The sequence below is a fragment of the Pseudooceanicola profundus genome (genome assembly GCF_054919315.1).
The window spans coordinates 2,290,001-2,313,293 of the sequence record NZ_CM142898.1 but is presented as its reverse complement, the minus strand read 5'-3'; the positions used below and the strand labels follow the sequence as shown (position 1 = coordinate 2,313,293).

Sequence of the window (23,293 nt, the reverse complement as noted above, 5' to 3'; positions counted from 1 at the left end):
GATGACCGAGAGACTGACCGCGCTCGACCTTGCACCGGTCGAGCCGCTGCCGGACCGGACGGCGAAATATCTGGCTATCTGCGAGGAGAAGCTGGGCCTCGTGCCCAACGTCCTGCGGGTGCACACGGTCGACATCGCGCAGTTCGACGCCTTCGCGGCGATGTACAACACGCTGATGCTGGGCGAGAGCCGCCTGACCAAGCTGGAGCGCGAGATGATCGCGGTCACCGTCTCCTCGATCAACCGCTGCTTCTACTGCCTGACCGCCCATGGCGCCGCCGTGCGCGAGCTGTCGGGCAATCCCGTGCTGGGGGAGCAGCTGGTGATGAACTGGCGCACCGCCGAGGTGACGCCGCAGCAGATGGCGATGCTGCGCTTTGCCGCCAAGCTGACCGAAACGCCAGACCGGATCGAGGAGCCCGACCGTCAGGCGCTGCGCGATGCGGGCTTCGGCGACCGCGACATCTGGGACATCGCCAACGTGGCGGGTTTCTTCAACATGACGAACCGGGTCGCCGCCGCGACCGAGATGGCGCCGAATGCCGAGTATCATTCGCAGGCCCGCTGAGCGGCGGCTGCGCCCGCTGGCGCTGCTGCTGGCCCTCGCCCTGCCGGGCGCGGCCACGGCGCAGGCGCTGACCCTGCCCGCCAATGCCCGCCAGATCGCCGCCGATCAGGAGCGTGACCGCAGCTATGCCCTGCCCATCGGGCCCTGGGCCGATCACGCCGTGCCGATGCAATCGCTCGAAGGCGACGTCACCCGCGAGGTCTGGCGCGTCGAGGCCCGGGGGGAAACCGTGCTGCAACTGATCGCCCCCCTGCGGGACCAGTTGCAGGCTGCGGGCTACGAGGTGCTGCTCGACTGTGCCGACCGTCAGTGCGGCGGCTTCGACTTCCGCTTTGCGCTGGAGGTCGCGCCCGCGCCGGACATGTATGTCGATCTCTTCGATTTCCACGTGCTGACCGCACAGCGGGCGCTGCCCGGGGCCGCGGCGGGTGCCGCCAGCCCCGGCGATACGGAGCATGTGCAGGTGCTCGCCTCCCGCTCGGGCTTCACCGGCTACCTCCAGATCGACCGGATCACCCCCGCGGGCGAAGCCCCGCCCCCGCCGGATGTCCCGGCCACCGCGGGCGGCACCGGCGACGCGCTGATCACCCGGCTGGAAGAGGCCGGGCACGTGGTCCTGGCGGATCTGAACTTCGCCACCGGCGCCTCGGATCTCAGCGAAGGGGCCTATGCCTCGCTCGACACGCTGGCGGCCTACCTCGCCGCCGATCCCGCGCGGCAGGTGGCCCTCGTGGGACACACCGACAGCGAGGGCGCGCTGGAGACCAACATCGCCCTGTCGCAGCGCCGCGCGGCCTCGGTCCGGGACCGGCTGGTGAACACCCATGGCACCGCCCCCGGGCAGGTCAGCGCCGAGGGCGTGGGCTTCCTCGCGCCGCTGGCCCCGAACACGACGCAGGCGGGCCGCGAGAGCAACCGCCGGGTCGAGGCGGTGCTGCTCTCCCCCGGCACTGCGGCGCAATAGGCGGTCAGAGGGCGATCGTGCCCTCGACGGTCGTGACGGCGGCGCCGCCGACATAGACCTTGCCCCCCGAGACGGAGACCGCCACCGCGCCGGCCCGCCCGACGCAGCGGCCCTGCGCGGCCACGTAGCTGTCCCCTTCCGCCAGCGTCCCGATGTCCATGCGGAACGCCGCGACCGAGCCGTTGCCGCTGCCACAGACCGGGTCTTCGGCAATGCCGTCCCCGGGGGCGAAGCTGCGGGTCTCGATCTGGGCGGGCCCCTCGGCATGACGGCCGAAGACCGTGACACCGGTCACCCCCATCTCGGTCTCGAAAACGGCGGAGGCCGCGAGGTCGGGCGTCAGGGCGATCACCGTTTCGGCGTCCACCAACTCCGCCACGATCCAGCGCGGGCCGACGTCGACCATGGCAGGCGCGGTCCCGGCGGCATAGGGCTGGCCGAGGATGCCCGTCAGCCGCGTGGCTTCGGCCTCCGACAGCGGGGTGATCTGCGCCTCGGGCATCTCGAGTTGCAGGCGACGGTCCGCGCCCTCCCCCTCCAGCGTGATCGGCACGAGGCCGGTGGCGCATTCCTGAACCAGCCGCCCGTCTCGCGGCGTGACAAGCCCGGCCTCCACCAGCGCATGGGCCGATCCCAGCGTGGGATGCCCGGCGAAGGGCAGCTCGCTGCGCGGGGTGAAGATCCGCAGGCGGTAGTCCGCGCCCGCGGTCTCGGGCGTCAGGTGGAAGGTCGTCTCGGAGAGGTTGGTCCAGGCGGCGATGGCCTGCATCTGCGCATCGCTCAGCCCGTCGGCCTGCATCACGACGGCGACGGGATTGCCCATGAAAGGCGTGGCGGTGAAGACATCGACGATCTTGAAGGGGCGCATGGCGGGCTCCTGCGTGGGGATGGCGTGATCCGGCCACGATAGCGGGCCAGGGCGCCGGGGGAAGTGTGCCGTTGCACAGAGACCGCCACGACATGGGCCCGAAACCGGGCCTGACCGCGCGTAGGAGGGACGCAGGAAGCGCATGCCACGAAAAAAATCCCCGGGACCACGAGGGACCCGGGGGCAGTAGCCTTCACAGGCACGGGGAAGATCGGGGGTGCCACCGCGCGGGCGACACCAATCGGGTTACCAGTTGACCGGGCCCTTCTCGGCGAAGGAGCGGACAAGGAAATCGATGAAGGCGCGGACCTTGGGCTGGGTGAACCGGCCCGGCGGATAGACCGCGTAGATGCCCTGCAGTTCCAGCGGCAGGTCGGGGATCGCATCCTCCACCAGCCCCTGCCGCATCGCGTCGGCGTAGAGGAAACTGGGCAGGTAGGCGATGCCGAGGCCCGAGATCGCGGCGTTCAGCAGCGACTGGCCATCGTTCACCGAGAGCCACCCGGCGGTGCGCACCTGTCGCTTCTCGCCCGAGGGGGCGGTCAGCTTCCAGACGTTGCCGGAGGACTGGCTGGAGTAATGCAGCAGCTTGTGTTCGTTCAGATCGTCGATCCGCGCGGGCCGCCCGTATTTCTCGAAATAGGAGGGCGAGGCGATCATCCGCTTGGAGGTTTCGGTCAGCTTGCGGGCCCGCAGGGTGCTGTCTTCCAGCTCCCCGATGCGGATCGCCATGTCGAACCCTTCCGAGATCAGCTCCACGTAGCGGTTGTTCAGCACCATGTTCACGGTGATGTCCGGGAATTCCGCGAGGAACTCTCCGAGCACCGGGCTCAGATGATTGACGCCGAAGTCGGTGGCCACCGAGATGCGCAGCAGCCCCGAGGGATCGCTCTGCATCGAGGTCACCAGCGCGTCGGCCTCTCCGGCATCGTTCAGCACCCGGCGGGCCCGATCGTAATAGGCCAGCCCGATCTCCGTCGGCGACACGCGGCGCGTGGTCCGGTTCAGCAGGCGGGCGCCCAATCGCGCCTCCAGCGAGGAGACGTGTTTGGACACGGCGGATTTCGAGATACCCATTTTCTTGGCCGCATCCGTGAAACCGCCCTGGTCTACCACGGTGGCGAATGCTTCCATCTCTGTCAGACGGTCCATGTGTCACCTACCTCGTTACTTCTTGGCCTCAGGTTATCGGGGTCAATTCAGGCAGGAACGGGGCACCGGACAGACAATATCGGGGTTTTGTCTGGGATCGTTGAAGGCACGGCAACAGGAAAACAACACGTTTCCAAGGGGCGCCATGACGTTGCCATGAGGCTGGCCTGCCTCCTGCGTTTGGCGCAGGGCGCATGTTGACCTATGGTTAACCAACACACCCCAGCGACGGACGGAATCAGCGATGACCGAGTACGACGCCTTTGCCCGCTTCGAGCACGAGGGCTGGTCCGACGACGGGACCGCCCGCAGCTATACCGACGGATTCGCCCGCGCCTCGGCGATGTGCGTGCCGGCGCTGGTCGGCGGTCTGGGGCTGGAGCCGGGCATGGAGGCGCTGGACCTCTGCTGCGGGCCCGGCATCGTCACCGCGGGGCTGCTGGCGACAGGGGCCGATGTCACGGCGCTGGATTTCTCGCCGGCCATGGTCGAACTGGCCCGCACGCGGGTGCCCGATGCCGCCGTCCTGCAAGGCGATGCGGCGGACCTGCCCTTCGGCCCTGACAGCTTCGACGCGGTGACCATCGGCTTCGGGATGCCGCATCTGCCCGATCCCCCCGCCGTGCTGGCCGAGGCGCACCGCGTCCTGCGCCGGGCCGGGCGCATCGCCTTTTCCACGTGGGAGCCGCCGGCGCACTCCTTCGGCTTCCGCACGGTGACCGAGGCACTGCGCCAGCATGGAGACCCGGCGGTCGGGCTGCCCCCCGCGCCAGACGCCAATGCCTATGCCGATCCCGCCATCGCCTTTCCGGCGTTGCTGGCGGCGGGCTTTGTCGAGCCCGCGGCGGAGCCGGTGGACAGTCACTGGCGCCTGCAGGCGCCCGAGGATTTCTACGACCTCTTCCATGGCGGAACCGTGCGGATGGGGGTGCTCATGCGGCGCCAGCCCGCCGACCACGCCGCGGCGATCCGGCAGTACATGGCTGCGGAGGTGCGCACGCACTGCACGCAGGATGACGCGGGTCGCTGGATCGTGCCCCTGCCCGCCATGGTGATCTCGGCCCGGGCCTGACGGCGGCGGCGCGCATCTGCGTCAGGTGTCGCCTGTTTTAGGCCCCCTCAGCGTCAGGAACTGTCAGGTTTTGGGGGGGCCTGAGCCGGAACTGCCCCGCACACCAGCCCCCCGGCCCGTAGGCACAGCGCCTCAGGCGGTTTCCTTGCAGTGACGGCGGAACGCCCGCTTGAGCATGTCGAGTTCCTCGCGCAGCAGCGCCACCTCGGCCTGCAGCGTATCGGCAAGAGCCTCCCCCGCCAGCACCGCGAAATCGCCGAGCGCCGCTCCGCTCCCCGCCTCGGTGATGGTGACGGTATGGACCCCGTCGCCGATCGCCTCCACCGGAACCGGTACGCGCACCAGCCATTCGCCCGCCGCCTCGCCCGCGGTGACCGAGACGCCCTCGACGGTACGGCCCGCGTGCTGCGCCTCGACCCGGGGCACGGTGCCGCCGGGGGCCATCAGGACACCCTGCCACACGCCTTCCGACAGGCGGGTCTTGGTGAGGGTCAGATCGCTCATCGGCGTGCTCCTTAGATCTCGGCCCGGGGACGGCGGCTGAAGGTCAGGTCCCGGATCACGACCTGGTTCATCTGCGGGTTCTCGAAGATCAGGTCGACCCAGACCTTCTCGATCCGCTTCTCGTTGATGTTCGAATAGGCAAGGTCGAACTCCACCACGGCCGCAGTCTGCTCCAGCGAGATCTCCCGCACGAACTGTTCCGTGTTGGGGCCGTGGCGGACGTTGAGCCGGGCGAAGATCTCCAGCGGGGCCTCGACCTCGATGATGCTGTCGAGACGGATCAGGTGGCGGCGCTGCAGGCCCTGTGCCACCTCGCCCGGCAGGTCCAGCACGATGGAGAGGAAGGAGCCGTCGAAGCCGAAGACATCCATCCGCAGCCCGTAGGGCGCCAGATCGGCCTCGCGCTGGTTGCGCAGCTGGCGCAGGGTCAGCTCGGAGTGGCGGCAGTCATGGAACAGCGTCACCTCGCCGCCCAGCGCGCTCTTGGTTCGGGCCGAGGACCGCCCCGGCACCGGCAGCGGCGTGCGCCACAACTCGGGCCGCCAGGACCAGTCGGTGTTGTGCGGCAGCAGGATCGCGGAGGAGCCGATGCGCGGCAGCGCCAGCCGGTCCTCGGCCACGCGCAGGAAGCGCTCGATCTCGCCGCGCAGGGCCCGGGCCTTGGAGCGGCTGGCGCGCAGCGCCTCCAGCGGCAGAGTCGCCGCCTCGTCCGCACGGCTGCGCCAGAAGGCCAGTTCCCGCCCGGCCAGCATGTTCCTCAGAAGACTGCCCTGTTTGCCCATCGTGTCCCGATCGTTCCTGCCGCGCTGTGTAGGGCCGTGCCGGCCTGTGCCCTGTTGCCTCGGGCCGTCCTGCCCGCCCCTGATGCCCCCGGCAGTGCGCCGTCTGCGGGCGCGTCCCGGAAGGGACCGCGGAATCATAACCCGAATTTGGTTAACGGGACAAATCAAGGATTGCGGTCAAAGCTTTGAGCCCGGAATTGAGGCCCGCGATTTGAGACCGTTATTTGGAGCCGGCAATCAGGTCCGTCCGCGGCGCTTCGCCTGACCGCCCGCGCTGACGGATGCCGCCTGCCCTGCGCCGGGGGCGGCCTCCGCATCGGGGATCGTGTCGGGCAGCGCGTCCGAAATCGCCGCGCGGGTTTCCGAGCTTTCGATCTCGGCCGCCTCCTCCGGCGTGTCCGTGTGGCGCGCGATGGTCTCGGGGGTGGGGCTGGCGTTGCGGATGCCCGCGGCCAGGTCGATCAGCAGGTCCCGCCCACCGGAGATCACCACGTCGCTGTCCACGGGCCCGTAGAGCGCGAGCCCCACGAGGTGATCGTTCATCAGCATCATGGCGCGCCAGTGCCGCGGATCGGCGTTGGGCACCATCTGATCGCCCCCGGCGGCCAGTTGCACCACATGCACGCCCGTGGTCTCGCCCGTCCAGAGCGGCTTGGCCGGGGCGAAGCTGGCGGCGAGGTCCGCGGTGGTGGGCATCTCGGCCCCTGCGGACCGCGGCAGGACCGACACGGTCATGATGACCGGCGCGACGGATTGCCCCTGCTGGCCCGCGCTCAGCACCCGGCAGGAGGCGAGCAGGGCAAAGCCCCCGTTGCGGGTGGCACGCAGGCTGCGGGCGTCGATGCAATAGCCGACCGGCGGCGAGACCTGGACCACGCCGCTGGCCATGCCGGCCTCCTGCAGTACCTCGCGCGGGCGGGTCTCGGAGGAGGACAGGAATCCGACCTGGCTGCCGCCCTGCTGCGGCGCCTCGAGACAGCCGGACAACGCCGCGACGGCGCCCAGCAGGAGGCCAGGTTTCAGGGCGGCGGCAGCGCCGCGGGTCAGGGTTCGGGTCCAGTCAGACATGGCGCAGCGCCTCGCTTCCGGAAGAGTTCAGATCACGTCTGCGCGATGGATCATCCCGCAGCACATGGGCAAACAACGCCGTTCGGCCCCCTTCGGGTTCCCCGGCACAGAGGGCACCGCCCCCGCTCAGCCCCCGGAGAGCACCGCTCCCTATCGCCGCAAGCGGAGCGGAACCGGGGTGCGGCGGGCGGTGGGACAGGGTCATCGGGGTCTCCTTTGCAGGGGAAGCCCCCGCCGAAAAGATGCCAAGAGGCCGGAAAGTTGCCAAGGGGATAGAGGAGCCCCCACCCCCGTACAAGCCCGCAGGCCGGCTGAGGGCCGCCCAGCCCCCACCTTAGCCCCCCGCAGGCCCGCACGTGCGCGATTGCGGGGCCCCGGGGGCATCGCTAGGGTGCGCGACATGTCCTATGCCGCCCAAGACGTCCTCTCCGCCCCCGCGCAACGCCGCCCGGCCCTGTGGCGGGTGATTCTGGGCACCCTGCTGATCGGCGGGCTCTACATGGCGTTCATGACGGGCTGGTTCTTCGCGCAGTCCCACTGGGGCCTGCCGATGATGTTCGACGGCGAGGGGCGGACACCCACCGGGCTGACGCTGCTGCTGTGGTCCTTCCTTTGCCTGCTGCTGGCGATCAGCATCGTGGTGCCCGTGCTGCACCGGCGCAGCCCCTGGGGCCTGCTGGGCCCGCGTGACAGGTTCCTGCGGGGCTTCGGACGCACCTTCCTCGCCGCCGTGATCATCGGTATCCCGCTGGCGCTGATCCCCCTGCCCGGCGGGCTGGAGCCCGAGCCCAACCTTCCGCTCGACCGCTGGCTGCGGCTGATGCCGCTGGCGCTCGGCGGGGTCTTCGTCCAGATCCTCGCCGAGGAGCTCATGTTTCGCGGCTACATGCAGGGTCAGCTGGCCGCGCGGTTCTCTTCCCCCCTCGTGTGGATGGTGGTGCCGGCGCTGATCTTCGGCCTGTTGCACCTGAACCCGAACGAGGGCGGCGCGAACATGCTGCTGCTCATCGCCTCGCCCACGCTTTTCGGCCTGATCGCGGCGGACCTGACGGCGCGCGACGGCTCGCTCGGCCCGGCAGTGGCGCTGCATTTCCTCAACAACGTCTCGGCCCTGACGGTCCTGTCGCTGGAGGGGCCGATGTCGGGCCTCTCGCTCTACACGCTGCCGATCTCGGCCGGCGATCCCGCCCTGCGCATCCAGATCCCGATCGAGCTTGCCTCGCTCGTGGTGCTCTGGGGTGCGGCGCGCCTCGCGATCCGGCGGCGCTGAGCGCATGTCCGGCTACACTCCGCACGAGGGCTACATCGCGCCGGCCCGTCACGACACGGCGCTGATCAAGATCGTCGTCGCCTTCCTCGCGGTGGAATTCCTCTTCACCCTCGGGATCACCGCGCTCGACTACGGGCTGATGCAGATCGCCCCCGGGGCGGCGCTGGCAATGTGGGACGGCAGCACCCCGGTGGCGCTGAGCCTGCAACTCACCAGCTTCTCGATCATGGGCGGGGCTGTCGTCCTCGTGACACGCGGGCTCTATCAGCGCGGCTTCGGCAGCCTGATCGGCCCGATGCACACCGCCGCGCGGGACCTGTTGCGCGTCTTCCTCGCCGCGGGGCTCGTCTTTCTCGCGGTGGAGCTTCTGCCGCCGTGGTACGGTTTCGAGCCCGAGACCGAGTTCCGCGCCTTGCCGGGCTGGCTCGCCGCCCTGCCCCTCGGACTGGCGGCGCTGCTGGTGCAGACCGGCTCGGAGGAGCTGTTCTACCGCGGGCTGCTGCAACAACAGATCGCCGCGCGCTTCGCCCATCCCGCGGCGTGGCTTCTGCTGCCCAATGCCGTCTTCGCCCTCGCCCATTACGAGAACGGGATCGACCCCACCGATGCCGCGCAGTACGTGATCTGGGCCTTCGCCTTCGGCGTCGCGGCCTCGGACCTCACGGCGCGCACCGGCTCGCTGGGGGCGGCGATCGGCTTCCACCTCGCGAACAACGCCTATTCCTTCCTCTTCTTCGGCGAACAAGGCGCCCCCGATTCCGGCCTCGCCTACGTGCTGCTGCCCGCCTGGGTGCCCGAGGAGAGCCTCGCCGGGCCCATCATCTCGATCTCGCTGGTCATCGAACTGGGGATCGTCGGCCTGTGCTGGCTGGCGGCGCGCCTTGCTCTGAGGCGTTGATTGCAATTCCCCGTGCCGCCGCTTATCTGGGGGCAGAGCGAACAGCAGAGGGCCAGAAGCATGAACTGGATCACCAACTACGTGCGGCCGCGGATCAACTCGATCTTTTCCCGGCGCGAGGTTCCCGAGAACCTGTGGTCCAAGTGCGACAGCTGTGGCACCATGCTGTTCCACCGCGAACTGTCGGACAACCTGAACGTCTGCACCTCCTGCGGCCATCACATGCCGATCAGCCCGCGCGAACGTTTCAAGGCGCTCTTCGATGGCGGCATCTTCTCCGAGGTGAAGGTCCCCGATCCCATCGCGGACCCGCTGCAGTTCCGCGACCAGAAGCGCTACCCGGACCGCATGAAGGCCGCGCAGAAGAAAACCGGCGAGCATGAGGCCATGCTGGTGGCCGAGGGCGAGATCGGGCGCACGCCCATCGTCGCCGCCGCGCAGGACTTCAGCTTCATGGGCGGCTCCATGGGGATGTACGTCGGCAACGCCATCATCGCGGGTGTCGAACGCGCGGTGAAGCTGAAACGGCCCTTCGTGCTCTTCTCCGCCGCCGGTGGCGCGCGGATGCAGGAAGGCATCCTCTCGCTCATGCAGATGCCGCGCACCACGGTCGCGATCCAGATGCTGAAAGAGGCCGACCTGCCCTATATCGTCGTGCTGACCGACCCGACCACGGGCGGCGTCACGGCCAGCTATGCCATGCTGGGCGATGTCCACATCGCAGAGCCCAACGCCCTGATCTGCTTTGCCGGCCCGCGCGTCATCGAACAGACCATCCGCGAGAAACTGCCCGAGGGCTTCCAGCGGTCCGAGTACCTCTTGGACCACGGGATGCTGGACCGCGTGACCAGCCGCCTCGACATGCGCGACGAGTTGATCACCATCACCCGGATGCTGCTGAAAGAGCCGCCCGCGGTGAAGGGCGACCTGCCCGCACCGGACGAGAGCGAGACCGCAGCGCCCGCGTCCGAAGCGGCCCCGGTCACGCCCGTGGCCCCGGAAACCGCCAAGGTCGAGAAGCCCGAGCCGGAGAAAAAAGCCGAGAAACCGGCCAAGGGCAAATCCAAGTGACAGCCGCGGGGTCTGTGCAGGGGTCGGATGTCATCCTTGACCGGATGATGGCCCTGCACCCCAAGATCATCGACCTGACGCTGGACCGGGTCTGGCGGCTGCTCCATGCGCTCGACGATCCGCAGGACAAGCTGCCGCCGGTGATCCACCTCGCGGGCACCAACGGGAAGGGCTCGACCCAGGCGATGCTCCGGGCCGGGCTGGAGGGCGCGGGCAAGCGGGTCCACGCCTATACCTCGCCGCATCTCGCACGGTTCCACGAACGCATCCGTCTGGCCGGTGAGCTGATCTCCGAAGAGGCGCTGACCGCGCTGCTGGACGAATGCTACCGCGCCAATGACGGCGAGACGATCACCTACTTCGAGATCACGACCTGCGCCGCGCTGCTGGCCTTTGCCCGCACGCCGGCGGAGTACACGCTGCTCGAAGTGGGCCTTGGCGGACGTCTGGACGCGACCAACGTGATCGAGGCCCCTGCCCTGACCGTCATCACGCCGATCTCCCTCGACCACCAGCAGTTCCTTGGCGACACGCTGGCCGAGATCGCGGGCGAGAAGGCCGGCATCCTCAAGCGGGGCGTGCCCTGCGTGGTCGGCCCCCAACCCGACGAGGTGCTGGAAGTGATCGAGGCCCGCGCCGCGCGTCTCGGCGCGCCGTTGCTGGTGCATGGCCAGCACTGGACGGCCTGGGAAGAGCGCGGCCGGCTGATCTATCAGGACGAGAACGGCCTGCTGGACCTGCCGCTGCCGAACCTGCCCGGCGCGCACCAGATCGGCAACGCGGGCATGGCCATCGCCGGACTGCGCCACCTCGGCTTTGATGAGGCGGCCTGCGAGGCAGCGGTGACCACGGCCTTCTGGCCCGCCCGGATGCAGCGCCTGCGCAGCGGCCCGCTGGTGGAGAGCGCCCCGGGGATCGAGCTCTGGCTCGACGGCGGGCACAACCCTGCGGCCGGTGACGCGCTTGCCTCGCATCTGGCCAGCCTGCCTGCCCGGCCGACCTACCTGATCTGCGGCATGCTCAACACCAAGGACATCGCGGGCTTCCTGCGGCCGCTGGCGCCCCACGCCGTTTCCCTCGACGCGGTGTCGATCCCCGGCGAGGCTGCAACCCTGCCCGCCGAGACCACGGCCGAGGTGGCCCGCAGTGTCGGCATGACCGCCCACGCGGACGCGGACGTGGCCGGTGCCCTTGCCCGGATCGCCGCCGAAGCGCCCGAGGCGCGGGTGCTGATCTGCGGCTCGCTTTACCTTGCGGGGCGGATCCTGCGGGAGAACGGTTAAAGCCGGTTTAAGCTGCCCATGGAAACCGTGCCCTCAGGGTCACGCTTCTGGCCGACCCAAGGGGAAATTCCTCCGATCCGGAGCAAATGCCCAGAAAGCGAATCACGCCGCCTTGACCGATTCGCGATGATTCGCCTATTGTTGCCCTAATACCTCAGGCATCTCGTCTTTTCTGCAACTCCCGCCCGGCACGGCAGCGCCCGGCAGGAGACTGGAACAGGCGTTGCGGGCAAGGACAGAACGGGCACAAAATAAAGGGGACCGGCCAACGGTCCCCATTTTTGTATCCAGTCGCTGCCGTGGCCTTCAGGTCACTCTTCCGCGCCCCAGTCCTTGTCCTGCATCTCGCGCAGGCGGCTGGCGGTCCGTTCGAACTCGAAAACCCCCTCGCCCTCGATATAGAGCGACTCGGGCTCATCCGCGGCAGAGCAGATGAAGCGCACATTGGCCTCATAGAGCGCGTCGATCAGCGTGACGAACCGCTTCGCCTCGTTGAAGTTAGACCGGCCAAGGCGCGGGATGTCCTCGAGGATCAGCACCTTGCAGGTCTCGGCAATGGCGAGGTAATCCGCCGCGCCCAGCATCTTGCCGCAGAAATCGTAGAACCGGGCCCGGCCGACGCCATTGGCGAAGCGCGGGATCTCCACCGGGCGCTTCTGCACCGTCAGCACCAGAGGTTCGCCCGCGGCACCGCCGGTCAGATCGTCCCAGATCGCGTTCAGCTGTCCGCGCGCCTCCGCATTGGCGGGCGCGAAATAGACCTGCCCGCCGGCCAGCCGGTGCTGACGGTAGTCGCGCGGGCTTTCCAGCTCATGCACGACCATGCGGGACTTGATCTCCTCGATGAAGGGCAGGAACAGCTGGCGGTTCAGCCCATCCTTGTAGAGGTCGTCGGGCACGCGGTTCGACGTGGTCACCACCACGATGCCACGATCGAAGAGCATCTCGAACAGGCGGCCCACGATCATCGCATCGGTGATGTCGGTGATCTGCATCTCGTCGAAGGCCAGTACGCGCAGGTCGGCGGCCACCTTCTCGGCCACGGGGGCCAGCGCGTCCTCGACCTTGGCCGCGCGTGCGGCGGTCATGCCGGCGTGGATTTCCTGCATGAAGGCGTGGAAATGAACCCGGCGCACGGGCACCGAGAGGCTTTCCACGAAGAGGTCCATCAGCATCGACTTGCCGCGTCCGACCCCGCCCCAGAGGTAGAGCCCCTTGGGCGCGTCGAGGGCCTTCCTGCGCCCGAAGAAGCCGCGTTTCACCGGCTGGTTCAGGGCGTTGTCGATGCGGTCGAACTCCGGCAGGACAGCTTCCTGCGCGGGGTCCGGCTTGATCTCGCCCCGCGCGACGCGGGCACGATAGAGGTCAGACACATTGCTCATGCGCCCGACATAGCGCGGGCCTCGGGGCATGGAAAGAGACCCCGCGCCGACGCGGACAGAAACGTCCGTGATCCTGACCATTCCAAAGGCTGAATTGACCCGCCCTGCGCTTTGAGCAACATGTGCCGGCGCGAACGGAGGAGAATATGGACAGCAAAGCCCCCCTTTTCACGCCGGTGCTCATCGCCGGCTGCGTCATCATTGTCCTCAGCTTCGCGATCCGCGCATCCTTCGGCGTGTTCCAGATCCCGATTGCCGAGGAATTCGGCTGGCTCCGGTCCGAATTCTCCCTCGCCATCGCGATCCAGAACCTCGCCTGGGGCATCGGGCAGCCGCTCTTCGGCGCCTTCGCCGAGAAGCTGGGCGACCGGGCGGCCATCGTGGCCGGTGCGATCCTCTACGCGGCGGGGCTCGTGCTCTCCTCCATGGCGGTCACGCCCGAGGCGCACCAGATGCTGGAAATCCTCGTGGGCTTCGGCGTCGCGGGCACGGGCTTCGGCGTGATCCTCGCCGTGGTCGGCCGCGCCGCCTCGGACGAGAACCGCTCCATGTCGTTGGCGATTGCCACGGCAGCGGGCAGCGCGGGACAGGTCTTCGGCGCGCCCACGGCGGAATGGCTGCTGGGGATGATGCCCTGGCAGCAGGTCTTCCTCGTCTTCGCCGTTGTGATCCTCGCAACGCTCGCGGTGCTGCCGATGATGCGCAGCCCCAAGCCGGTCTCGCGCGGGGAGCTGGAGGAGACCATGGGCCAGATCCTGCGGCGCGCCTTCCGCGATCCCTCGTTCTCGCTGATCTTCATCGGCTTCTTCTCCTGCGGCTACCAGCTGGCCTTCATCACCGCGCATTTCCCCGCCATGGTGACCGAGATGTGCGGGCCGATCCTCGACGGGAGCCTGCTGTCCGCCATCGGGATCACCTCGACCTCGGCGCTGGGGGCGATCGCGATCTCCTTCATCGGGCTCTTCAACATCATGGGGACGCTGCTGGCGGGATACCTCGGCAAGACGCTGCCCAAGAAGTACCTGCTGGCGGGGATCTACACCCTGCGCACCATCGTGGCGGCGGCCTTCATCCTGATGCCGATCACCCCGACCTCGGTGCTGATCTTCTCGGCGCTCATGGGGGCGCTCTGGCTGGCGACCGTGCCGCTGACCTCTGGCCTGATCGCGCATATCTACGGGCTGCGCTACATGGGCACGCTCTATGGGATCGTCTTCTTCAGCCACCAGCTCGGCGGCTTCATGGGCGTCTGGCTGGGCGGCAAGATGTATGACGTCTATGGCGACTACACGCTGGTGTGGTGGATCGGCGTTGCGGTCGGGGCGCTGTCGGCCGTCGTCCACCTGCCGGTGAAGGAAAACCGAGTGCCGGTCGCGGCCTGAGGCCTCTGGCCTGAGCTTTCGGGCCTGAGCTTTCGGGCCGGAGTCGTGGGGCCCGCGCCCCGCGATCCCTGAGGCGGACGTGTGAGGGCCGCGCCGGGGCGCCCCTCAGAGGGCCTCGTCGAAGTCCCGGATGGCCTGCGCCACCTCGCTGGCGTGGGTCAGCGGCAGCCAGTGGCTGGCGCCGGGCACCTCCACATGCACGACCGAGCGGTTCCAATGCGCCAGCGTGCCCATGCATTCCAGCGGAATCACGATATCCGATCCGCCCCAGACGGCGAGCACCGGCAGGTTGGTGCGTTGCAGCTGGTTGTGCTCAGGGCGCATCTCGTCCCGCAGAATGCCGCGCAGGCTGGCCAGCAGGGATTGCATGTAGCCTGCGTAGTTCAGCTGATCCCGGTGATCCTGCGCCGCATGGGCGCAGGTCCCGTCCATCAGCTTGAGTGCCTTGGCCGCGCCCTTGTGGACACCGGGGTAAAGCGCGAGCATCAGCCAGTCCGATGGCAGATGGGAATCACGCGACCGTTTCAGCATCCCCTGCGGGAAGGCCCCCATGCCGGCGGGTGCCAGCAGGACCAGCTGATCCAGACGCTCGGGCCAGCGGGCGGCAAAGGCCGCGGCAATGGCCCCGCCCATGGAATAGCCCACCAGCGTGAAAGGCCGCGTGATGCCCTGATCGTTCAACAGGTCGTTGAGCTGGGTCAGGAAGAAGTCCCGCCCCTCGGGTCCATCAACCCGGTCGGAATAGCCGCGCCCGTAGAGATCGTACATCAGCACCCGGTAGCCCATCCGCGCCAGTTCCGGCGCGAGGTGGTCCCATGTGCTGAGCGGGGTCGAGAAGCCATGCACCAGCACCGCGACAGGGGCCTTGGTGGGGTTCGCCTCGGGCATGACCCACTGGAAATGGGTGACGCCCTGCGAGAGCCGCACGAAATCCCCCGGCGCATCCCGCCGCGCGGTCGCATCCATCGGCTTGCGCCGGCGATCGAGCGCGATGGGAAGATAGAGCAGCAACGCCAGAAGCAGGGCGAGGAGAAGAAGGATCAGGGCCAGCGTCATGCCGCCTCCCTCGATGGGTCACGGGCAGGGGACGCCCCGCCGGCGGACGGGCACAGGATCGGGACGGTCCCGGGATCGCAAGGGACGACGACACGCATGGAGGCCTCGTTTCCGGCTTGGGAGGGATCGGGCGGCGGACCGCCTCAGGATTTCATCGCGGCGCGCAGTTCGCGCTCCAGCGCGTCCAGAAAACGGGAGCGGTCGGCCTTTGTAAAGCCCTTGCCCCCGCCCTGCCGGAACGGGTCCGCCGCGCGCAGGTCGGCCATCAGGTCGCGCATGGCGAGTTGCTGGCCGATGTTCGCCGGGGTGAAGGCCTCCCCATTGTGGCGCAGGACGCGGGCGCCGCCCTCGATGCAGCGCGAGGCAAGCGGGATGTCCCCGGTCACGACCACGTCGCCCGGCCCCGCCCGCTCGGCGATCCACATGTCGGCCTCGTCGGGACCGGCGGCCACGATCACCGTCTCGACCAGCGGGTTCGGCGACGGGCGCAGCCCGCCGTTCGAGACCACCAGCATCGGCACCTTGTGGCGCGTGGCGACCCGCTCTGCCTCGGCTTTCACCGGGCAGGCATCGGCGTCAATGTAGAGCTTCGTCATCGGCCCGCGCCCTGCCTCAGGACCAGAGCGCTTCGGCGTGGAAGTCCACGTGGGACTCCATGAAGGTCGAGATGAAGAAATACGAGTGGTCATAGCCCTTCTGGAGCCGGAACTCGCCCTGCTGGCGACGCGCCGCGGCGGCCTGCATCAGGGTTTCCGGGCGCAGCAGGTCAATGAACTGGTCCGAGGTGCCGGTGTCCACCAGCATCGGCCCGTCGAAGCCGGTTTCGGCCATCAGCAGCGAGGCGTCATGGGGCTCCCAGGCCGCGCGATCCTCGCCGAGGTAGGCGGAGAGCTGCTTCTTGCCCCAGTCGGATTTCACGGGGTTGCAGATCGGCGCGAAGGCCGAGACGGAGCGGAAGCGGCCCGGCAGGGACATGGCCAGCGTCAGCGCGCCGTGCCCGCCCATGGAGTGGCCGGTGATGGACTGGCGTTCGGCGTCGAGGGCGAAGGTCTCGAACAGCAGTTCGGGCAGTTCGTCGGCCACGTAATCCCACATCCGGAAGTGCGGAGCCCAGGGTTCCTCGGTCGCGTTCACGTAGAAGCCCGCACCCTTGCCGAGGTCATAGGCCTCGTCATCGGCCACGCCCTCGCCGCGGGGCGAGGTGTCGGGGAAGACCAGCGCGATGCCCTGCTGCGCGGCCCAGGCCTGTGCGCCGGCCTTCACCATGGCGTTCTCGTGGGTGCAGGTCAGCCCCGAGAGGAACCAGAGCAGCGGCACGGGGCCGTCGGCGGCTTCTTCCGGCAGGAAGAGCCCGAAGGTCATGTCGCAGGCGCAGGAGGAGGAGGCATGGCGATAGACGCCCTGAAGGCCACCGAAGCAGCGGTTCTCGGAGAGGGTTTCCATGGGCAGGTCCTTTCGCGTGGGCGTGGTTGCGCAAGCCATGACCCGGGGCGGGGGGCCGGGTCAAGCGGGTCGTGTCCTGCCGGGGTGGAAGGGCGGGCGTCCCGGGGTGGTGTGGGGGGCTGTCTGCCCCCCGGGGCCTGCGGCCCCTCCCCCGGAGGATATTTGGGAACAGTGGATGATCAGCCGGAGCCGATGAGGACACCGGCCGCGAAGACGAGCGCCCCGCCGAGCACGACCTGGAAGGCGGCGCGGAAGAAGGGCGTGTCCATGTAGCGGTTCTGGATCCAGGCAATCGCCCAAAGCTCGAAGAACACGACGACGAAGGCGGTGATCGTCGCGGTCCAGAAATCCGGGATCAGGTAGGGCAGCGCATGGCCAAGACCGCCAAGCGCGGTCATCACGCCGGAGGCGATGCCGCGCTTGAAGGGCGACCCCCGGCCCGACAGTTGCCCGTCGTCCGAGGCGGCCTCGGTAAAGCCCATGGAGATGCCCGCCCCGATCGAGGCGGCGAGGCCGACGAGGAAGGTTTCCCAGGTGTTCTGGGTCGCGAAGGCCGCGGCGAAGATCGGCGCCAGCGTGGAGACCGAGCCGTCCATCAGCCCCGCGAGGCCCGGCTGCACCCATGTCAGCACGAACTGGCGATGGGCCGTGGCCTTCTCCGCCTCCCGGCTGTCTGCGTCGAGATGCTCGGCCTCGAGGTGATGCGCCGTTTCGCGGTGGCCTGCCTCCGCCGCGGCGAGATCGCCGAGGAGCTTGCGGGTTTCCGTGTCCGTGCTGCGCTTGGCCGCGGCATGATAGAAGCGCTCGGCGTCCTGCTCCATCGCCTCGGCCTCGGCGCGGATGCGCTCGATCCCGAGGTTCTCCACCAGCCAGACCGGGCGTCGGGCATAATAGCCTGCCACGTGTTCCCGCCGGATCAGCGGGATGACCTTGCCGAAGCGCTCTTCGTGGCGCGCGATCAGGCGCCGGCGGTGCACGTCCTCCTCGTCGGCCATGCCGTCGAACATCGCCGCCGTATCGGGATATTCCGCCCGCAGCCGTTCGGCATAGGTGCGATAGATGCGGCCATCATCCTCTTCCGAGGAAATGGCCAGGGCGAGAACTTCCTGTTCGCTGAGATCGTTGAAATGCCGTCTGGGGCGGAAGAGGGCCATGGCTGTCTCCTTGCGCGTCTGAGCGGACCCTACGCCCCTGACCGGCACCCGCAAGAGGACATCCCGTCGCTTGCCCGAACTGAACGGGACAGTTTATACTCGGTCCGGGGAATACAAGAGTGAGACGGGAATGACCGAAACCGCGGTGCGGAAGGGGCGCAAGTACGATCAGGTGATCGAGGGCGCCCGCCAGATCTTCATGGCGGACGGGTTCGACCGGGCCAGCGTCGACGATATCGCGCGCGAAGCCGGTGTCAGCAAGGCGACGCTCTACAGCTATTTCCCGGACAAGCGGTTGCTCTTCCTGCAGGTGGCCAAGGCCGAATGCCTGCGGATGGCCGAGGATGCCGAAGGTCTGGTCCACGAGGACATGCCGGTGCGCGAGGTGCTCGATTTCGCGGCGCAGCGCATGGTGCGTTTCTTCACCTCCGACCTGTCGGTCGCGGTCTTCCGGGTCTGTGTCAGCGAGTCGGAACGCTTCCCCGAGCTGGCACGCGACTTCTACGAATCCGGCCCGCTCACCGCGCGGGCGCGCCTCGGCGCCTACCTGCAGCGGGCGGTGTCGCGCGGCGATCTGGTGATCGAGGATTGCGACTTCGCGGCGGAGCAATTCGCCCAACTTTGCAAGACAGGGGTCTTCATGCGCCGGCTTTTCGGGATCGACGACGCGGTATCGCCGGATCTCGCCACCCGCACGGCGCGGGAGGCGGTCGAGACCTTCATGGCGCGCTACGGCGCCTGAGGATCAATTGAGCGGGAAAGACACGCCGAACTGGATGGTTTCCATGCCTGGGTTCCACTCCTCGATATCCGCGTTGGAGCGGTGGTCGTAGGAGACACCGTAGCGCACCCCGTTGCGCGCCTCGTAGCCCAGTTCGACGCCGGAGCGGAACTCGATCGCATGGCCCAGATCGGGCCCGTCGCCCTGCGCGTAGAGGCCGGGCATCAGCGAGAGCCGCAGATAGGCGCGATCGGCGAAGAAGTTCTTCGTCCAGGCCGCGCCGATCCCGACCCAGGCATCGCCATCCATCGTCATCGAGGCGCCGACGATCGGCTGAAACGGGCCATAGGCCACCGGGAAGTCGTACTTCACGTAGAACTCGTTATCGATCGAGTTCTCCTGGTACTGCACGTCCCCGAAGGAGAGGCCGAGACGGGCCTGCTCGCCGCTGCGGGCAAAGCAGCCCGCGTCACCGCAATGGTTGAACCCCATGTCGGTAAGACCCGCCACGAGAAAGAGTACTGCCAGTGTTCCGTCCATCTGAACCTCCGTCGCTTGCAGACCGGGGTATCCCGGCAGGGCGGGATTGTCATCAGTCCATTCGGCAAGCGTGGTGTTTCCGAGAGGGGTCGAGGCGCCTTCGATCGGCCCCGCAACGCCCCTTCAGGGAAGGCGCCACGCCTGGGTCCTTGCATCTCCGTCCCCTACCGGCGCGCCCCCTCGAGCGTCCCTGCGCGCTGTTAGAGCTGCACGGTTCCCAGGGTTGGGCGGGGCGATATCCGGTGGCTTCCGACGCTAGTTTTTTTATCGTGTTCTCGCATGCAAAACGCCCGACGCTTTGTGGCGTCGGGCGTTTTGTGTATTTTGTCATACGTATTGAGAGATATGTGGCTCTTTACTAGGTCTGGCGGCGATCTACTCTCCCACGTCTTGAGACGCAGTACCATTGACGCGACAGCGCTTAACGGCCGAGTTCGGGATGGGATCGGGTGTTTCGCTTGTGCTATGACCACCAGACCGAGGAAAGAGCCTGTTGTCCAAGTCAGTATTTATTTGTGTATGCTTCTGATTTGTCAGTAGTGCTTTGCTTCTCTTTTTTTGAGTAGCAAGTCTGGTTTCTACTGGATCAAATCAAGCCTATCGGGCCATTAGTACCGGTCAACTGAATGCATTACTGCACTTACATCTCCGGCCTATCGACGTGGTGGTCTACCACGGCCCTCAGGGATACCTTGTTTTGAGGGGGGCTTCCCGCTTAGATGCCTTCAGCGGTTATCCTGTCCGGACATAGCTACCCTGCACTGCCGTTGGCACGACAACAGGTCCACCAGTGGTCCGTTCACCCCGGTCCTCTCGTACTAGGGGCAACTCCTCTCAAGTATCCTACACCCACGGCAGATAGGGACCGAACTGTCTCACGACGTTCTAAACCCAGCTCACGTACCTCTTTAAACGGCGAACAGCCGTACCCTTGGGACCTGCTCCAGCCCCAGGATGAGATGAGCCGACATCGAGGTGCCAAACACTGCCGTCGATATGGACTCTTGGGCAGTATCAGCCTGTTATCCCCGGCGTACCTTTTATCCGTTGAGCGATGGCCCTCCCACTTGGGACCACCGGATCACTATGGCCGTCTTTCGACTCTGCTCGACTTGTCAGTCTTGCAGTCAGGCTGGCTTCTGCCATTGCACTCAACGAGCGATTTCCGACCGCTCTGAGCCAACCTTCGCGCGCCTCCGTTACGCTTTAGGAGGCGACCGCCCCAGTCAAACTACCCGCCACACAGGGTCCCGGAACCCGATAAGGGATCGCGGTTAGACATCAAGCAAAGCAAGGGTGGTATCTCAAGGGAGGCTCCACGGGGACTGGCGTCCCTGCTTCGAAGCCTACCACCTATCCTGCACATGCTTGGCCTGATGCCAGTGTGAAGCTGTAGTAAAGGTGCACGGGGTCTTTCCGTCTAACCGCGGGAAGCCTGCATCTTGACAGGCAATTCAATTTCGCTGAGTCGATGTTGGAGACAGCGGGGAAGTCGTTACGCCATTCGTGCAGGTCGGAACTTACCCGACAAGGAATTTCGCTACCTTAGGACCGTTATAGTTACGGCCGCCGTTTACCGGGGCTTCAATTCGGAGCTTGCACCCCTCCTTTTAACCTTCCGGCACCGGGCAGGCGTCAGACCCTATACGTCGTCTTGCGACTTCGCAGAGCCCTGTGTTTTTAGTAAACAGTCGCCACCCCCTGGTTTGTGCCCCCAGCCTCCAGTTGCCTGGAAACCGGGCTCCCTTCTCGCGAACTTACGGGAGTATTTTGCCGAGTTCCTTCAACATCGTTCTCTCAAGCGCCTTGGTATTCTCTACCAGTCCACCTGTGTCGGTTTAGGGTACGATCTCATAGTGAGGCTATTTCCAGGAACTGCTAAGCGGCCCCTCCAATCCGATAAGGAGGAACAACCTTCGCAATCCGTCACCATCACATGGCCCAGGAATATTAACCTGGTTCCCATCGACTACGCCTTTCGGCCTCGCCTTAGGGGTCGGCTTACCCTGCTCAGATTAGCTTTAAGCAGGAACCCTTGGACTTTCGGCGAGAGTGTCTCTCACACTCTTTGTCGCTACTCATGTCATCATTCTCGCTAGTGATCTCTCCACCGGATGCCTTACAGCCCGGCTTCATCGAAAGCACTCTATCCTGCGCTACCGCTTCGCTACTTGAGCGCAATGTCTTGCGCCTTCGTACTTCAGCGGCAGAAGAGGACGAGTGCTATGTCACACTACGCTCCGCTACCATGCACTATGTGCATCCTCAGCTTCGGCTCATGGCTTGAGCCCCGTTACATCTTCGCCGCAGGACAACTTATTTAGACCAGTGAGCTGTTACGCTATCTTTAAAGGATGGCTGCTTCTAAGCCAACCTCCTGGTTGTTTTGGTCGTCCCACCTGCTTTCCCACTTAGCCATGAATTGGGGGCCTTAGCTGGAGGTCAGGGTTGTTTCCCTCTCCACTACGGGCGTTAGCACCCGCAGTGTGTCTGCCATCTAGTACTCCCGGGTATTCGGAGTTTGGTTAGGATCAGTAAGCCTGTGGGGCCCCATTACCCATCCAGTGCTCTACCCCCCGGGGTATTCGGATGACGCTCTACCTAAATAGATTTCGCGGAGAACCAGCTATCTCCGAGTTTGATTGGCCTTTCACCCTAGGCACAACTCATCCCGACCTTTTTCAACAGGTGTGGGTTCGGACCTCCAGTAAGTGTTACCTTACCTTCATCCTGGTCATGCCTAGATCACTCGGTTTCGGGTCTGATCCCACGAACTCGACGCCCTATTAAGACTCGCTTTCGCTGCGCCTACACCTATCGGCTTAAGCTTGCACGTGAGACCAAGTCGATGACCCATTATACAAAAGGTACGCCGTCAGCTCTCGAGGAGCCTCCGACTGATTGTAGGCGTCCGGTTTCAGGTACTGTTTCACTCCCCTCGTCGGGGTGCTTTTCACCTTTCCCTCACGGTACTGGTTCGCTATCGGTCAGTAAGGAGTACTTAGCCTTCGAGGGTGGTCCCCCGATCTTCAGACAGGATTTCACGTGTCCCGCCCTACTTAATACGTCCCATCGAGCTTCCTGTACGGGGCTGTCACCCGCTATGGCCATGCTTCCCAACATGTTCCAGTCACTCTCAAGGCTCGGCTGGTCCCCGTTCGCTCGCCGCTACTGAGGGAGTATCAATTGATTTCCTTTCCTCCGGGTACTTAGATGTTTCAGTTCCCCGGGTTTGCTCTTAAAACCCTATGTGTTCAGGTAATAAGTACCTGTTTCAGCAAGATATTGAATGGCCGAAGCCAACAATATCAAACTGTCAGGTGGGTTGCCCCATTCGGAGATTCATGGATCAAAGCCTATTCTCAGCTCCCCATGACTTATCGCAGAGTATCACGTCCTTCATCGCCTCTTACTGCCAAGGCATCCACCAAACGCCCTTCTCGCGCTTGATCTGATCCAGAAGAAGCCAGACTGACGTCCGGCGCGATGCAGATGCGGGCTGGTTCGTCCGCAGCATCTCTGTTCTGATCAGAAGTCATACATTTTCCCGCCTGGACTGACGTCCAGACATTGGCAAACTGCCACCCGAGGGCGACATTTGCCTGGTTAGTGTACTTGACTTGGACAACGGTTACTTCTTTTCGAAGAGGTGAACACCTGGACTGCCGGCTAGACAGTCGGGATGCTTGCCGAGGGCGCCTCAACGCGTTGGTCCGCCTACTTGCGGCAACGAGTAACGTTGATTGATATCTCTCTATACGATGTCAAACTTCCGAAGAAGTTGCTGTGTCCGATTGGACGGTAAAGCCGTGCACTCACGGCTTGACGGTCAAATCGGGTTCAGGCGAGGGGTGCATACTGCGCGGCGCTCTCGTGACATTCGACGGTGTCGAATGCACTGCACTGCGCTTGGGGAGGGGTGTTTCCCGACCTTCGCTTCGCGAAGGCAGGTTGGTGGAGCCTAGGAGGATCGAACTCCTGACCTCCTGAATGCAAATCAGGCGCTCTCCCAGCTGAGCTAAGGCCCCAAGTATTTGCCGTGGCAAATCTAACCAGAGGGCTCTCGTGACATTCGACTGCGTCGAATGCACTGTCGCCTCCGCCTCCAAATCTGC

20 protein-coding genes, 1 tRNA gene and 2 rRNA genes are annotated in these 23,293 nt (G+C 66.0%); 9 read left to right on the top strand and 14 right to left on the bottom strand.

The window, feature by feature from the left end:
• The first annotated feature begins 1 nt into the window (after nt 1).
• Together ACX9MO_RS10595 and ACX9MO_RS10590 are read left to right on the top strand one after the other, a co-directional pair.
• The gene (locus ACX9MO_RS10595) at nt 2-568 is read left to right on the top strand and encodes a peroxidase-related enzyme (RefSeq protein ID WP_462211815.1); all 567 of its coding nucleotides are present in this window, start codon (nt 2-4) and stop codon (nt 566-568) included.
• On the top strand, nt 540-1,532 hold the full coding sequence (locus ACX9MO_RS10590; protein WP_462211814.1) for an OmpA family protein: 993 nt from the start codon (nt 540-542) through the stop codon (nt 1,530-1,532). The genes ACX9MO_RS10595 and ACX9MO_RS10590 overlap by 29 nt, the downstream gene beginning before the upstream one ends.
• A 4-nt stretch (nt 1,533-1,536) precedes the next feature.
• Here ACX9MO_RS10590 and ACX9MO_RS10585 read toward each other — a convergent pair whose 3' ends face one another.
• Together ACX9MO_RS10585 and ACX9MO_RS10580 are read right to left on the bottom strand one after the other, a co-directional pair.
• Complete coding sequence (locus ACX9MO_RS10585) at nt 1,537-2,400, bottom strand: PhzF family phenazine biosynthesis protein (protein WP_462211813.1); 864 nt, start codon at nt 2,398-2,400, stop codon at nt 1,537-1,539.
• A gap of 246 nt (nt 2,401-2,646) precedes the next feature.
• Nucleotides 2,647-3,552, bottom strand: coding sequence for a LysR family transcriptional regulator (locus tag ACX9MO_RS10580; RefSeq protein ID WP_222495440.1), 906 nt, complete (start codon nt 3,550-3,552; stop codon nt 2,647-2,649).
• 244 nt (nt 3,553-3,796) lie between these two features.
• Between ACX9MO_RS10580 and ACX9MO_RS10575 the strand changes: the two genes are divergently transcribed.
• Entirely contained in the window at nt 3,797-4,624 is an 828-nt protein-coding gene (locus tag ACX9MO_RS10575; protein ID WP_462211812.1) for a class I SAM-dependent methyltransferase, read from the top strand.
• A gap of 132 nt (nt 4,625-4,756) precedes the next feature.
• On the opposite strand, the gene ACX9MO_RS10570 is transcribed toward ACX9MO_RS10575, so the two are convergent.
• From ACX9MO_RS10570 to ACX9MO_RS10560, 3 genes are all read right to left on the bottom strand, one after another.
• A complete protein-coding gene (locus ACX9MO_RS10570) occupies nt 4,757-5,128 on the bottom strand; it encodes a hypothetical protein (RefSeq protein ID WP_462211811.1) in 372 nt (123 codons plus the stop codon).
• An 11-nt stretch (nt 5,129-5,139) separates the two neighbouring features.
• Nucleotides 5,140-5,910, bottom strand: coding sequence for a DUF6478 family protein (locus tag ACX9MO_RS10565; RefSeq protein WP_222495434.1), 771 nt, complete (start codon nt 5,908-5,910; stop codon nt 5,140-5,142).
• Between the two features lie 237 nt (nt 5,911-6,147).
• Nucleotides 6,148-6,978, bottom strand: coding sequence for a hypothetical protein (locus ACX9MO_RS10560; protein WP_462211810.1), 831 nt, complete (start codon nt 6,976-6,978; stop codon nt 6,148-6,150).
• A 400-nt stretch (nt 6,979-7,378) separates the two neighbouring features.
• Between ACX9MO_RS10560 and ACX9MO_RS10555 the strand changes: the two genes are divergently transcribed.
• From ACX9MO_RS10555 to ACX9MO_RS10540, 4 genes are read left to right on the top strand one after another with little or no spacing between them, the layout of a single operon-like run.
• Nucleotides 7,379-8,248 carry a lysostaphin resistance A-like protein gene (locus ACX9MO_RS10555; protein ID WP_462211809.1) on the top strand — a complete coding sequence of 290 codons (870 nt, stop codon included), beginning with the start codon at nt 7,379-7,381 and terminating at the stop codon, nt 8,246-8,248.
• A 4-nt stretch (nt 8,249-8,252) separates the two neighbouring features.
• Nucleotides 8,253-9,146 carry a lysostaphin resistance A-like protein gene (locus tag ACX9MO_RS10550; RefSeq protein WP_462211808.1) on the top strand — a complete coding sequence of 298 codons (894 nt, stop codon included), beginning with the start codon at nt 8,253-8,255 and terminating at the stop codon, nt 9,144-9,146.
• Nucleotides 9,147-9,206: 60 nt separating this feature from the next.
• On the top strand, nt 9,207-10,217 hold the full coding sequence (gene accD / locus ACX9MO_RS10545) for an acetyl-CoA carboxylase, carboxyltransferase subunit beta (RefSeq protein ID WP_462211807.1): 1,011 nt from the start codon (nt 9,207-9,209) through the stop codon (nt 10,215-10,217).
• Between the two features lie 44 nt (nt 10,218-10,261).
• Entirely contained in the window at nt 10,262-11,500 is a 1,239-nt protein-coding gene (locus ACX9MO_RS10540; RefSeq protein ID WP_462211806.1) for a bifunctional folylpolyglutamate synthase/dihydrofolate synthase, read from the top strand.
• A gap of 311 nt (nt 11,501-11,811) precedes the next feature.
• On the opposite strand, the gene zapE is transcribed toward ACX9MO_RS10540, so the two are convergent.
• On the bottom strand, nt 11,812-12,882 hold the full coding sequence (gene zapE / locus ACX9MO_RS10535; RefSeq protein ID WP_462211805.1) for a cell division protein ZapE: 1,071 nt from the start codon (nt 12,880-12,882) through the stop codon (nt 11,812-11,814).
• Nucleotides 12,883-13,028: 146 nt separating this feature from the next.
• Here zapE and ACX9MO_RS10530 point away from each other — a divergent pair, with 146 nt between their 5' ends.
• Nucleotides 13,029-14,264, top strand: coding sequence for an MFS transporter (locus ACX9MO_RS10530; protein ID WP_462211804.1), 1,236 nt, complete (start codon nt 13,029-13,031; stop codon nt 14,262-14,264).
• A 105-nt stretch (nt 14,265-14,369) separates the two neighbouring features.
• On the opposite strand, the gene ACX9MO_RS10525 is transcribed toward ACX9MO_RS10530, so the two are convergent.
• From ACX9MO_RS10525 to mbfA, 4 genes are all read right to left on the bottom strand, one after another.
• Complete coding sequence (locus ACX9MO_RS10525; protein WP_462211803.1) at nt 14,370-15,320, bottom strand: alpha/beta fold hydrolase; 951 nt, start codon at nt 15,318-15,320, stop codon at nt 14,370-14,372.
• Nucleotides 15,321-15,463: 143 nt separating this feature from the next.
• Entirely contained in the window at nt 15,464-15,916 is a 453-nt protein-coding gene (locus ACX9MO_RS10520) for a YaiI/YqxD family protein (RefSeq protein WP_222495425.1), read from the bottom strand.
• Between the two features lie 16 nt (nt 15,917-15,932).
• Entirely contained in the window at nt 15,933-16,763 is an 831-nt protein-coding gene (gene fghA / locus ACX9MO_RS10515) for an S-formylglutathione hydrolase (protein ID WP_462211802.1), read from the bottom strand.
• A gap of 179 nt (nt 16,764-16,942) precedes the next feature.
• A complete protein-coding gene (gene mbfA, locus ACX9MO_RS10510; RefSeq protein ID WP_222495423.1) occupies nt 16,943-17,917 on the bottom strand; it encodes an iron exporter MbfA in 975 nt (324 codons plus the stop codon).
• 130 nt (nt 17,918-18,047) lie between these two features.
• Between mbfA and ACX9MO_RS10505 the strand changes: the two genes are divergently transcribed.
• The gene (locus tag ACX9MO_RS10505; protein ID WP_222495422.1) at nt 18,048-18,659 is read left to right on the top strand and encodes a TetR/AcrR family transcriptional regulator; all 612 of its coding nucleotides are present in this window, start codon (nt 18,048-18,050) and stop codon (nt 18,657-18,659) included.
• Nucleotides 18,660-18,662: 3 nt separating this feature from the next.
• Here ACX9MO_RS10505 and ACX9MO_RS10500 read toward each other — a convergent pair whose 3' ends face one another.
• The 4 genes from ACX9MO_RS10500 to ACX9MO_RS10485 form a co-directional block, all read right to left on the bottom strand.
• On the bottom strand, nt 18,663-19,178 hold the full coding sequence (locus tag ACX9MO_RS10500) for an acyloxyacyl hydrolase (protein WP_462211801.1): 516 nt from the start codon (nt 19,176-19,178) through the stop codon (nt 18,663-18,665).
• Between the two features lie 362 nt (nt 19,179-19,540).
• Nucleotides 19,541-19,655: ribosomal RNA gene (gene rrf, locus ACX9MO_RS10495) — 5S ribosomal RNA — on the bottom strand.
• 110 nt (nt 19,656-19,765) lie between these two features.
• Nucleotides 19,766-22,630, bottom strand: a 23S ribosomal RNA gene (locus ACX9MO_RS10490).
• A gap of 500 nt (nt 22,631-23,130) precedes the next feature.
• Nucleotides 23,131-23,206: transfer RNA gene (locus ACX9MO_RS10485), tRNA-Ala, on the bottom strand.
• Between the last annotated feature and the right edge of the window lie 87 nt (nt 23,207-23,293).

Bases quoted from the DNA above. Each gene is read 5' to 3' on its own strand.
- ACX9MO_RS10595 (WP_462211815.1), top strand. From the start codon at position 2: ATGACCGAGAGACTGACCGCGCTCGACCTTGCACCGGTCGAGCCGCTG.
- ACX9MO_RS10590 (WP_462211814.1), top strand. From the start codon at position 540: ATGCCGAGTATCATTCGCAGGCCCGCTGAGCGGCGGCTGCGCCCGCTG.
- ACX9MO_RS10585 (WP_462211813.1), bottom strand. From the start codon at position 2,400: ATGCGCCCCTTCAAGATCGTCGATGTCTTCACCGCCACGCCTTTCATG.
- ACX9MO_RS10580 (WP_222495440.1), bottom strand. From the start codon at position 3,552: ATGGACCGTCTGACAGAGATGGAAGCATTCGCCACCGTGGTAGACCAG.
- ACX9MO_RS10575 (WP_462211812.1), top strand. From the start codon at position 3,797: ATGACCGAGTACGACGCCTTTGCCCGCTTCGAGCACGAGGGCTGGTCC.
- ACX9MO_RS10570 (WP_462211811.1), bottom strand. From the start codon at position 5,128: ATGAGCGATCTGACCCTCACCAAGACCCGCCTGTCGGAAGGCGTGTGG.
- ACX9MO_RS10565 (WP_222495434.1), bottom strand. From the start codon at position 5,910: ATGGGCAAACAGGGCAGTCTTCTGAGGAACATGCTGGCCGGGCGGGAA.
- ACX9MO_RS10560 (WP_462211810.1), bottom strand. From the start codon at position 6,978: ATGTCTGACTGGACCCGAACCCTGACCCGCGGCGCTGCCGCCGCCCTG.
- ACX9MO_RS10555 (WP_462211809.1), top strand. From the start codon at position 7,379: ATGTCCTATGCCGCCCAAGACGTCCTCTCCGCCCCCGCGCAACGCCGC.
- ACX9MO_RS10550 (WP_462211808.1), top strand. From the start codon at position 8,253: ATGTCCGGCTACACTCCGCACGAGGGCTACATCGCGCCGGCCCGTCAC.
- accD (WP_462211807.1), top strand. From the start codon at position 9,207: ATGAACTGGATCACCAACTACGTGCGGCCGCGGATCAACTCGATCTTT.
- ACX9MO_RS10540 (WP_462211806.1), top strand. From the start codon at position 10,262: ATGATGGCCCTGCACCCCAAGATCATCGACCTGACGCTGGACCGGGTC.
- zapE (WP_462211805.1), bottom strand. From the start codon at position 12,882: ATGAGCAATGTGTCTGACCTCTATCGTGCCCGCGTCGCGCGGGGCGAG.
- ACX9MO_RS10530 (WP_462211804.1), top strand. From the start codon at position 13,029: ATGGACAGCAAAGCCCCCCTTTTCACGCCGGTGCTCATCGCCGGCTGC.
- ACX9MO_RS10525 (WP_462211803.1), bottom strand. From the start codon at position 15,320: ATGACGCTGGCCCTGATCCTTCTTCTCCTCGCCCTGCTTCTGGCGTTG.
- ACX9MO_RS10520 (WP_222495425.1), bottom strand. From the start codon at position 15,916: ATGACGAAGCTCTACATTGACGCCGATGCCTGCCCGGTGAAAGCCGAG.
- fghA (WP_462211802.1), bottom strand. From the start codon at position 16,763: ATGGAAACCCTCTCCGAGAACCGCTGCTTCGGTGGCCTTCAGGGCGTC.
- mbfA (WP_222495423.1), bottom strand. From the start codon at position 17,917: ATGGCCCTCTTCCGCCCCAGACGGCATTTCAACGATCTCAGCGAACAG.
- ACX9MO_RS10505 (WP_222495422.1), top strand. From the start codon at position 18,048: ATGACCGAAACCGCGGTGCGGAAGGGGCGCAAGTACGATCAGGTGATC.
- ACX9MO_RS10500 (WP_462211801.1), bottom strand. From the start codon at position 19,178: ATGGACGGAACACTGGCAGTACTCTTTCTCGTGGCGGGTCTTACCGAC.